9 protein-coding genes are annotated in these 10,004 nt (G+C 64.5%); 5 read left to right on the forward strand and 4 right to left on the reverse strand.

Annotation, left to right across the window (positions count from 1 at the left end; all coding sequences use genetic code 11):
- Window positions 1-9 precede the first annotated feature (9 nt).
- From GJ668_RS10465 to GJ668_RS10480, 4 genes are all read left to right on the forward strand, one after another.
- The gene (locus GJ668_RS10465; RefSeq protein ID WP_155450095.1) at window positions 10-525 is read left to right on the forward strand and encodes an OmpH/Skp family outer membrane protein; all 516 of its coding nucleotides are present in this window, start codon (window positions 10-12) and stop codon (window positions 523-525) included.
- A 178-nt stretch (window positions 526-703) separates the two neighbouring features.
- A complete protein-coding gene (locus GJ668_RS10470; protein ID WP_155450096.1) occupies window positions 704-940 on the forward strand; it encodes an HP1242/YdcH family protein in 237 nt (78 codons plus the stop codon).
- A 30-nt stretch (window positions 941-970) separates the two neighbouring features.
- Window positions 971-1,603 carry an MBL fold metallo-hydrolase gene (locus GJ668_RS10475; protein ID WP_186343025.1) on the forward strand — a complete coding sequence of 211 codons (633 nt, stop codon included), beginning with the start codon at window positions 971-973 and terminating at the stop codon, window positions 1,601-1,603.
- Between the two features lie 96 nt (window positions 1,604-1,699).
- The gene (locus GJ668_RS10480; protein WP_155450098.1) at window positions 1,700-4,333 is read left to right on the forward strand and encodes a DUF349 domain-containing protein; all 2,634 of its coding nucleotides are present in this window, start codon (window positions 1,700-1,702) and stop codon (window positions 4,331-4,333) included.
- 12 nt (window positions 4,334-4,345) lie between these two features.
- Here GJ668_RS10480 and ispG read toward each other — a convergent pair whose 3' ends face one another.
- The 4 genes from ispG to GJ668_RS10500 all read right to left on the reverse strand — a co-directional run bounded on the left by ispG (window position 4,346) and on the right by GJ668_RS10500 (window position 9,457).
- On the reverse strand, window positions 4,346-5,587 hold the full coding sequence (gene ispG / locus GJ668_RS10485) for a flavodoxin-dependent (E)-4-hydroxy-3-methylbut-2-enyl-diphosphate synthase (RefSeq protein ID WP_155450099.1): 1,242 nt from the start codon (window positions 5,585-5,587) through the stop codon (window positions 4,346-4,348).
- Window positions 5,588-5,690: 103 nt separating this feature from the next.
- Entirely contained in the window at window positions 5,691-6,545 is an 855-nt protein-coding gene (locus GJ668_RS10490; protein WP_155450100.1) for a DUF4743 domain-containing protein, read from the reverse strand.
- A gap of 31 nt (window positions 6,546-6,576) precedes the next feature.
- On the reverse strand, window positions 6,577-7,437 hold the full coding sequence (locus GJ668_RS10495; protein ID WP_155450101.1) for a pyruvate, water dikinase regulatory protein: 861 nt from the start codon (window positions 7,435-7,437) through the stop codon (window positions 6,577-6,579).
- A 199-nt stretch (window positions 7,438-7,636) separates the two neighbouring features.
- Window positions 7,637-9,457, reverse strand: coding sequence for an ABCB family ABC transporter ATP-binding protein/permease (locus GJ668_RS10500; RefSeq protein ID WP_155450102.1), 1,821 nt, complete (start codon window positions 9,455-9,457; stop codon window positions 7,637-7,639).
- Window positions 9,458-9,507: 50 nt separating this feature from the next.
- Here GJ668_RS10500 and GJ668_RS10505 point away from each other — a divergent pair, with 50 nt between their 5' ends.
- Complete coding sequence (locus tag GJ668_RS10505) at window positions 9,508-9,843, forward strand: S24 family peptidase (RefSeq protein WP_343032203.1); 336 nt, start codon at window positions 9,508-9,510, stop codon at window positions 9,841-9,843.
- Window positions 9,844-10,004 lie beyond the last annotated feature (161 nt).

Below are 10,004 nucleotides of genomic sequence, written 5' to 3' on the forward strand. Positions count from 1 at the left end.
AGTCTATCCATGTCCCGTCCGTTTCTATTCGTCGCGCTGCTCGCCTGTCTGACCCTGCCTGTTCAAGCCTCGGCCAATAGCAGCGTTGGCTTCGTCGACATGCAAAAGGTGCTGGAGGACAGCAAGCTCGGCCAGCGCCTGCAACAGCAGCTCCGCGAGGACTTCGAGCCGCGCACCCGGGTGTTTGCCGAGGATGAGCGCGAGATCGCCCAGATGCAGCAGGCCCTGGCCAAGGACAAGCCACTGATGAGCAACGATCAGGTCGCCAAAAAGGAGCAGCAGATCAAGGAGCGCATCGAGGCCTATCAGAAAAAGGCGCTCCCCATCCAGCAGGAACTGATGAAGGCCCAGCAGGAGAAAGGCCGCGAGATCCTGGAGCCGGCGCGCGAAGCCTTGAACGTCATCGCCAAGAAAAAGAAGCTCGGCATGGTGTTCGAGCGCAGTGTCAGCGGACTGCTCTACATGGACGAGGGACTCGACATCACCGCCGATGTCGTCAAGCAAATGGACTCCAAGACCAAGTGACCGCGCGTCTCTGACCGGGCTGTTTCGGCGGGTCGCCACTAGGGTATACTCCGGGCGCTTCGGGCGTCCCGCTTCGCCCGAGACCCTGGCGGCCTCCGGGCCAGATCCCGGAATCATCCCTATCCCACCGTGCGCGGCCCGACCGCGCCGGACCGCGTCAATGAGGAGCGGACCCAAGATGCTTGGCGAATCACACGACTTGCGGCACGAATTCCCTGATCTCGAACAGAAGATCTCGAACCTGCGGGCGCAGAACCCGGAGTTCGCAACGCTCATGGACGACTACGACAGCCTCGATGCGCGCGTCCGCGCGATCGAGGAACTCGGCAATCCGGTCGCCGATGAAACCATCGAAGATCTGAAAAAACAGCGCCTGCAGCTCAAGGATGCGCTCTACACGTTGCTGAGAGCCTGATTGGCGAATCATCGAGACAGGCGATCCAACGTGGACTTTCAGATCCTGCCCGTCACCGACTTCCAGCAGAATTGCACTCTGCTCTGGTGCGAACGCACGCGCGGCGCGGCGATCGTCGATCCGGGCGGCGAACCCGATCGCATCGCGGCTCTGCTCAGCCAGCTTGCGCTGCAACCCGAGCGCATCCTGCTGACCCATGGTCATCTGGATCATGTTGGCGCCAGCGTCGAGCTGGCCCGGCGGTATTCCATTCCCATCGAGGGACCGCATCCGGACGACGCCTTTTTGTTCCAGTCGCTGCCTGAGCAATGCCGGATGTTTGGCTTTCCACCGATCGAGACGTTTGAGCCGGATCGCTGGCTCCAGCCCGGCGAGTCGGTTGCGGTCGGCGACGAAACCCTGGCCGTCATCCATTGTCCCGGGCACACGCCCGGACATATCGTCTTTTACCACGCCGGGTCGCAACTGGCGCAGGTCGGTGATGTGCTGTTTCGCGGCTCGATCGGACGCACAGACTTCCCGCGCGGCAACCACCGCCAGCTCATCGATTCGATCCGCCACCGACTCTTTCCGCTCGGTGATGAGGTGCGTTTTATCCCTGGTCATGGGCCGATGTCGACCTTTGGCAAGGAGCGGCGCAGCAACCCCTTCGTCGGCGGCTGACGCTGATCCGGGTCGATTGGGACATGGCTCACATGCGCAACACGACGCCCAGCCCATCGGACCTGGCTTGGGCACGAATTCTCGGAGCAGAATCACATGCTATTCCAGCGATGGCTCAAGCGGCGCACAGCGCGCGCTGACGAAACCCGGGACACGTCCAAGGCCAAGGCTCAGATCGCTCCAGCCGCTACGGCCCCACCGATCCGCCTCCCCGAGACCCTGCCCGAGAAGGCACGCCTGCATCCAGATCCAGCCCAGCGGCTGGCGGCCATCGAACAACTCGACGACCCGTCCGTGCTCGTCGAGTGCGCTATCCACGACGCTTTGGCCGCCAATCGCGCGCGCGCACTCGAACGCCTCGACGACGACAAGGCCGCGCTCGAAGAGATCGCGCGACGCATCGGCAAGAAAGACAAGCGCGTCTATCGGCTGGCGCGCGAGAAGCTGCGTCTGATCGCCGAGCGCGAGGAGCGCCCGCGTATCGTGCGCGAGCGCAGCGAGGAACTCTGCGCCCAGGTCGAGCGTCTCGGCCGTCTGGCCAACTGGCACCAGGACCGCGCCCTGCTCGATCATCTCGAACGCCAATGGAGCGAGATCCAGGACGAGGCCGAGCCTGAATGGCAAACACGATTCGAGTGCGAACGCACGCGCTTTCTCGACGCTTACGCCGCTCACCTCGACGCGCAGAGCAAAGCACGCGCGGAGGCCGCCCCCCAGACCATCGAGTCCCCGTCCAGCGCGCCACAGCCGACTGAATCGGCGCCGCTCCAGAGCGAGCCCGAGCCTGAGGGCCCAGCACACGAGACCAGCGCCAGCCAGCTCAGTCCGGAAGAACCCGCCGCCGTCGCACCGCCCGCACCTCAGCCCGATCCGCAGGTATTACTCGAACGTCTGGAGAAGACGAGTGCTCAGATCACTCAGCTGCTCAGTGCGTCCAAGCCGCTCGATCACAAGCAGGCGCGCCGCCTGCTCGATCAGAGCCGCGATCTGGCCGCCCGGCACCCCGACGCCGAACAGGTGCACGCCATCCAGCCGTTGGTCGAGCGACTGGAGTCACGTCTGCGCACCCAGCGCAAGCATGCCGAGCAGCGTTTGCAGCAGCTCCCCGAACGTCTCGCCGAACTGGAAGCCCATCTGGCCGAGGGCGAACTCAAACAGGCCGACCCGCTCCATCAGAGCCTGTCATCGGCGCTCGAACTCATTCGCGCGAGCGGCGTCGGTGCCAGTCAGGAGTCCGAATTCAGGCGTCGCTTCCGCGCCCTGGAGCCGCGTCTGCGCGAGCTGCAACACTGGCGCCGCTGGGGTGCCGACCAGCACCGCGAGCTACTCTGCACCGAGATGGAGTCGCTGATCGAAGCGGACATGCCGCTTGCAGCGCTCGCCGAGCGTCTGCATACGTTGCAGATTGACTGGAAGGGACTCGACAAGACCGGCTCACCGAGCAATCAAGCGCTCTGGGACCGCTTTCACGCGACCTCCGAGCGCGTCTACGCGCGTTGTCGACCCTTCATGGAAGCCCAGGCCACTGAGCGCGAGTCAAATCGTCTGGCGCGCGAACGCCTCTGCGAACAGCTCGAAACCTTTGTCTCACAGGTGGACTGGGAGCGCGTGGACTGGAAGAAGACCCTCCATGCCGAGCGCGAGATGCGCCAGGCGTGGACCGCCATCGGCCCGACCGAAGGACGGGTGCGCAAGGCACTCGAACGCCGTTTCCACCAGTCGCTCCGTATCCTGGATCGCCAGCTGGACACCGAGCGCCAGCACAATCAGGCCCTGAAACGCGATCTCATCGCGCGCGTTCAGGCACTGGTCGAGTATCCGGATCTGGAATCGGCCATCGAACAGACCAAGGCGCTGCAACGCGAATGGCACACCACGGTGCCCGCGCGCCAAAAGGACGAGAACCGACTCTGGCGCGAGTTCCGCGCGGCCTGTGATGTGATCTTCGAGCGTCGCGCCGCGCGCCAGCAGGTCCACGCCCAGGAGCTGGCCGAACATCTGGCCGCGCGCGAGGCGCTCTGTGAGGAGGCCGAGCGTCTCATCGCGGCGGGCGCTGAGCATGACCCCAAGTCATTGGCCAAGATGCAGCGCGAGCTGATCGCGCGTTGGCGCGAGGTCGACGCGCGGCCGGTTCCACGTCAGGCGACGGCGCAGATCACGCGCCGCTGGCAGACCTGCCGCGAGGCCCTGGAGCGCCAGCGCCAAGCGGCCGAGCAGCGTCAACGGCTGGCGGTGCTGGAACGTCTGGAGCGTCAGGCCGCCCTGTGCGAGCGCCTTGAGCTGGCGCTGATCGAAGGTCCGCGCGATGGACTCGACCTGGAGGCCGTGCGTCGGGAGTGGGCGGATCTGCCTGCGCCGGAGGATCAGCACCTTCAGCGCGCGATCACGGCGCGCTTCGAGCGCGCGCTGAGAGCCGCCGAGGACGGGGGTGAGCTGGACGCCCTGCGCCAGTCATTCGCCGCCAATGGCGAGCCACGCGCCGAGCTCTGTTTGCGGCTTGAGATCGCTGCCGGCGTCGAGACGCCAGCCAAGTTCGCCCAGCAGCGTCTGGAGCTTCAGGTCGCGCGCCTGGCTGAGCGCCTGGCCGAGGGCGAGGAGGATTCGCTCCAGAGCGGTCTGCAACTGCTCATGGACTGGTTTCTGCTCGGCCCAGCACCACGCGACACGGCGCTCGAACAGCGTGTCGAGCAGGCCAGGGCCGCGCTGGCGCCCGATCCAGACGCGGCCTAGCCAACCCGCGCGCTAGGCGCCGGTGCCACGTCCGTAGCGCGTCTCGATGTATTCATCGACCATGCGCTTGAACTGCTCGGCGATGCCCTCGCCCTTGAGCGTGGCGACCTTCTCGCCGTCGACATAGACCGGCGCGGCGGGCCGCTCGCCGCTGCCGGGCAGGCTGATGCCGATGTTGGCGTGCTTGCTCTCGCCCGGGCCGTTGACCACACAGCCCATCACGGCCACCTGCATGGTCTCGATCCCCGGATACTGGCCGCGCCAGACCGGCATCTGCTCGCGCAGATAGGTCTGGATGTCCTTGGCCAGATGCTGGAAGGTGTCGCTGGTGGTGCGTCCGCAGCCGGGACAGGCGGTGACCATGGGCGCAAACGACCGAAACCCCATCGATTGCAGGATCTCCTGCGCCACCACCACCTCGCGCGTGCGTGACTCGCCCGGCTCGGGCGTGAGCGAGACGCGGATGGTGTCGCCGATGCCCTCCTGCAGCAGCACCGAGAGCGCCGCCGTTGAGGCGACGATGCCCTTGGACCCCATGCCGGCCTCGGTCAGACCCAGGTGCAGCGCATAGTTGCCGCGCGCGGCCAGCATCCGGTAGACCTGGATCAGATCCTGCACCCCGCTCATCTTGCACGACAGAATAATGTGATCTCTGGACAGACCCAGTTGCTCGGCGCGCTCGGCGCTGGAGATCGCCGACTCGACCATGGCCTCGTACATGATCTGCTCGCTGTCCTTGGGCTGGGACGAACGGGCGTTCTCGTCCATCATCCGCGCCACGACCTCCTGATCCAGACTGCCCCAGTTGACGCCGATACGCACCGGACGGTCATAGCGGCAGGCCAGCTCGATCATGGTCGCGAACTGGCTGTCCTTCTTCTCGCCCTTGCCGACGTTGCCCGGATTGATGCGGTACTTGGCCAGCGCCAGGGCGCATTCGGGATAGTCGGTCAGCAGGCGATGGCCGTTGAAGTGGAAGTCGCCGACCAGCGGGACATGGCAGCCCTGAGCATCGAGTGCTTCGCGGATGGCTGGCACCGCTTTGGCCGCGGACTCATGATTGACGGTCAGACGGACCATTTCGGAGCCGGCGCGCGCCAGTTCAGCGACTTGATGCACGGTCGCGGCAATATCCGCCGTATCGGTGTTGGTCATGGATTGGACGACGATCGGCGCTCCGCCGCCAATGGTCACGGACCCGACGGTCACAGGCAGGGTCTGGCGTCGTTGAAGCGTATTGGGCGTGTGGCTCATGAGTTAGATTCGTTCCGCGTGGGCAATGTGGAGTGGTGGATCGGTTGTCGGCGGCTGAAACCGTCCAGGATGGCGGACGGCGTCGAGTGGGGCGCGGCGCGATTCAGGGCAACGGCGAGCGCAGTCCAGCCAGGATTTCCAGATAGTCCGGCTCCTCGGGCGTGATGAAACCGTGCCGGACCAGAAAATCGATGATGGTCAGATTGCAGTTGAGCTTGAACGCCTCCGTATCACGCACCAGTGCGGCGACCTCAGCGATCGGCAACCGCTGGAAGGATTCGACCTCGCCATCGGTGCAGACCGGCACGAAGTCCTCGGGCAGTTCCAGATCATAGCAATACATGACGTCCGGCTTGAGACCGCCCGCCGAGTCGCGACAGTAGGTGATGGCGCCCACCACCACCGCCTGATCGGCCAGCGCACTGGGTATGCCCGCCTCCTCGGCGCATTCCTTGCGCAGATTATCCACCAGACTCAGGCCATGCGGGAGTCCGCCCGCGACCAGATTGTCGAGATGGAGCGGATAGTGCCGCCGATCCGCCGCGCGCCGACCGATCCACATCTCGATCCCGCGCGCGGTACGCACATAGCCGTTGAGGTGCTGGCCGAAGGCGCGCGCGCCAAGAAAGGGCGCGCAGGCGCGGTCGATCAGGCAACAGGCGCGCTCGCGGGTGCTGGCGGTCAGTGGATAGCGCTCGCCGTGCAGATGGCTGACCACGCCCTCCTCGGCCAGACGCGCAAAGACGTCGTCGAGTACGGCGGTACGCGCCGCACACTCAGCCGGCGCCTGGACCCAGGTCACGCGCCCGGACTCGACCGCGAACGACTCGGGCCAGCGGCGAAGCTGTTCGCACGCCTCCTGACGCAACCAGCCGATCCGAGTCCCCTTGAGCATCAAGGGCACGAAATCGCCAGGAGTCCAGGCATTACAGGCGCGAATCTTGTCGATGAAACTCATGTTGATCGTCCGCCGGGTGGTTGCAGGGGCCTCAATACAGTTGAGCACCCCGCCCCGTCTCGGCGACTGATGCGCTCCGTCCTTCCGGCGCCTCCTTGAGCGCCTTGACGATCTGCGAGGAGATCTCCTCGATCGATTGCGAAGTGGTGTTCAGCACCGGCGCCTGCAACCGCTTGTAGATCTGATGCGCCAGGCGGATGTCGTCCTGACAGCGCTTGAGCGAGGCATAGGGGCTGCCGGGGCGGCGCTCCTCGCGGATGAGTTGCAGCCGCTGCGGATCGATGGTGAGCGCAAAGAGCTTGTGGCTACAGTCGTAGAGCAGTTGCGGCACATCGCCGCGCTCGAAGTCTTCCTCGGTGATCGGATAGTTGGCCGCGCGCAGACCATAGTGCATGGCCAGATAGAGACAGGTCGGGGTCTTACCCGAGCGCGACACGCCGGTCAGCACCACGTCAGCGCGATGGAAGTTATCCGGTCGGATGCCATCGTCGTTGGACATGGCAAAATTGATCGCTTCGATGCGTTTGGTGTAGTAGCTCGGCTTAGTGATGGCGTGACTGCGACCGGCCTTGAGGCTCGGCGGCACGCCGAGTTCGCGCGCCAGCGGATCGACGAAGACCTCGAACAGCTCGACATAGAAGCAAGGGCCACCCTTGAGGATGTCTCGGATCTCATTGTCGATCATGGTCGCGAAGACGATTGGCCGGGCGCCATCGCGATCGGCCGCCTCCTGCATGCGTTGGGTCAAGGCCCGCGCGCGCAGTTCGGTGTTGATATAGGGCATGTAGACCTGCTCGAACTCGACGGTGTCGAATTGCGACAGCAGACTGTGACCCAGGGTCTCGGCGGTGATGCCGGTGCTCTCGGAAACGAAGAAAACGGTGCGGTTCATGATGTCTCGAAAGGAGGGGCAATGCGAACGGAAGCGGTCGGTCGTCGTCTCGGCGACAGGCCGATCAGACCGGTTTCAGGGCGCCACCAGTATGGCACGCGGCGGCTCAAGTCGCCGTGCAAGACAGCAATGCAGAGCATTGAATCATTGCCCACTGCTTGAGGCCAACCGCCCAATCGATGTCTAGACAGCATCAGATCTACGCCCCAGGGCTGGCATCCGCTCCCTCACGCTGCTGCAACTCCCACATGGCGGCATAGTGTCCGCCGGCCTCCAGCAATTCGCGATGCCGGCCCTGCTCGCGGATGCGCCCCTGTTCGAGCACCAGAATCCGATCGGCATCGACCACGGTCGAGAGGCGGTGGGCGATGACCAGCGTGGTATGGTTCTCGGCCACCTCGGCCAGGGTCTGCTGGATCGCCTGCTCGGTATGGCTGTCGAGCGAGGAGGTTGCCTCGTCGAAGATGAGGATGCGCGGCCGCTTGAGGATGGCACGCGCGATGGCCACACGCTGCTTCTCGCCGCCCGAGAGTTTCAAGCCCCGCTCGCCGACCACGGTGTTCCAGCCATCGGGCAGACTCTCGATGAAGGTGCGGATATGGGCCATCTCGGCGGCACGCTCGATCTCGGCGCGGGTGGCGTCGGGGCGTCCATAGGCGAGGTTATAATGGATGCTCTCGTTGAATAGCACCGTGTCCTGCGGCACGATGCCGATGGCCGCGCGCAGACTCTCCTGGGTCACCTCGCGCACGTCCTGACCGTCGATCAGGATGCGCCCGCCGGTCACCTCATAGAAGCGAAACAGCAGCCGTGACAGGGTCGACTTGCCGGCGCCGCTGTGCCCGACCACGGCGAGCTTCTGGCCCGGTTCGATGGCAAAATCGATGCCGTGCAGGATCGGGCGCTCGGGCTGATAGTGGAAATCGACCTGCTCGAAGCGGATCGCGCCCTCGTGCAGCACCAGCGGCTGGGCCTCGGGCTGATCCTCGATCTCGGGCCGGCGCTCCAGCAGCTTGAATACCAGATCCATATCGGCCAGCGCATACTTGATCTGTCGATAGACGATCCCCAAAAAGCCGAGCGGGATGAAGAGCTGGAGCATGAGCGCGTTGACCAGCACCAGATCGCCGATGCTCAGGCTGCCGTCGACCACGCCCTGGGCGGCCAGCGTCATGATCAGCGTGACCCCGATGGCGATGATCGCGCCCTGACCGAAGTTGAGCACCGACATCGAGGTCTGGCTGGCGACCGCCATCTCTTCCCACTCGGCCAGGGTGTCGTCGTAGCGCTTGAGTTCGAGCCGCTCGTTGCCGAAATACTTGACCGTCTCATAGTTGATGAGGCTGTCGAAGGCCTGGGTGTTGGCCTGCGAATCCAGATGGTTCATCCGGTGCCGATAGTCCATCCGCCACTCGGTGATGGCGAAGGTGAAGGCAAAATAGACCACCACCGTGCCGAAGGTGACGCCGACGAACGACAGGTCATAGCGCCCGATCATGATCGCCGCGACCAGACCGAACTCAACCGCCACCGGCAGCACGCTGAAGACCAGATAATTGAAAATCGTCGAGACCGAGCGCGTACCCCGCTCCAGATCGCGGCTGACCGCCCCGCTCTGGCGCTCCAGGTGATAGCGCAGCGACAACCGGTGCAGATGTTCCAGCACCCGTGTCGAGAGTCGGCGCATGGCGCGATAGCGCACGCGCGCGAACACCACGTCGCGCAGTTCATTGAAGAGCGAGGCACTGAGCTTGAGCACGCCATAGGCCAGCAGCAGACTGACCGGCAGGATCAGCATCTGCGCCGATGGCTCCTGGAAGGCATCGACGATGTCCTTCAGAATGAGCGGCACGCCGACATTGGCGACCTTAGCCAGCACCAGACAGCCGATCGCCAGCGCCGCCCGGCCCCGAAACTCCCAAAGATAGGGCAACATGCCGCGCAGGTTGCGCCAATCGCGCCGGTCGTCGTGCGGACGCTCGGTGGCGGAGATTCGATTGATCTGGCCTTGGGTCTTCATGGATGCTGGCGACTGAATCACTGTGAGACTGAACGAAACGAGAACCTATGATGACGGATTCGACCCTGGAAGGCACGGGCTGCGCCCTGCATGAACCCTTTGCGCTGCGCGTGCTCGGCGATGAGATGGAGCCGGAGTTCCCCGACGGCTGCATTATTATCATCGAACCCAACGACCGCTGCCCGAATCCGAGCTACATCTTCGTCGAGGTCGAGGGTGTGCGCTGGTTCCGCCAGTACCAGCGTGATGCGGATGGACGCGAGCGACTGATGGCGCTCAACCTGCGCTATCCTGAGATCGATCTCACCGGGCTGGAGTGGTCGGTACTCGGGGTCATCATCCAGCGCAACGTCCGCCGCCAGATCAAGCACTACGAGTATTCATAGCCCCGCTTGCATAGCGGGGCCTAATAGGGGAGCAAAAAACAGCCGCGTTACTCGAACTCCCCCTTGAGCTTTAGGACATTGCAGGTAAGCGTTCAGAGTCCCCCCGCCGGAGCGGGGAATAGAGCCGGCAGCGGAGCGGCTTGGCGCCCGGCACGGCGATC

Origin of the sequence: Allochromatium palmeri (genome assembly GCF_009720725.1) — a bacterium.
In the GTDB taxonomy this organism is placed as follows: domain Bacteria; phylum Pseudomonadota; class Gammaproteobacteria; order Chromatiales; family Chromatiaceae; genus Thermochromatium; species Thermochromatium palmeri.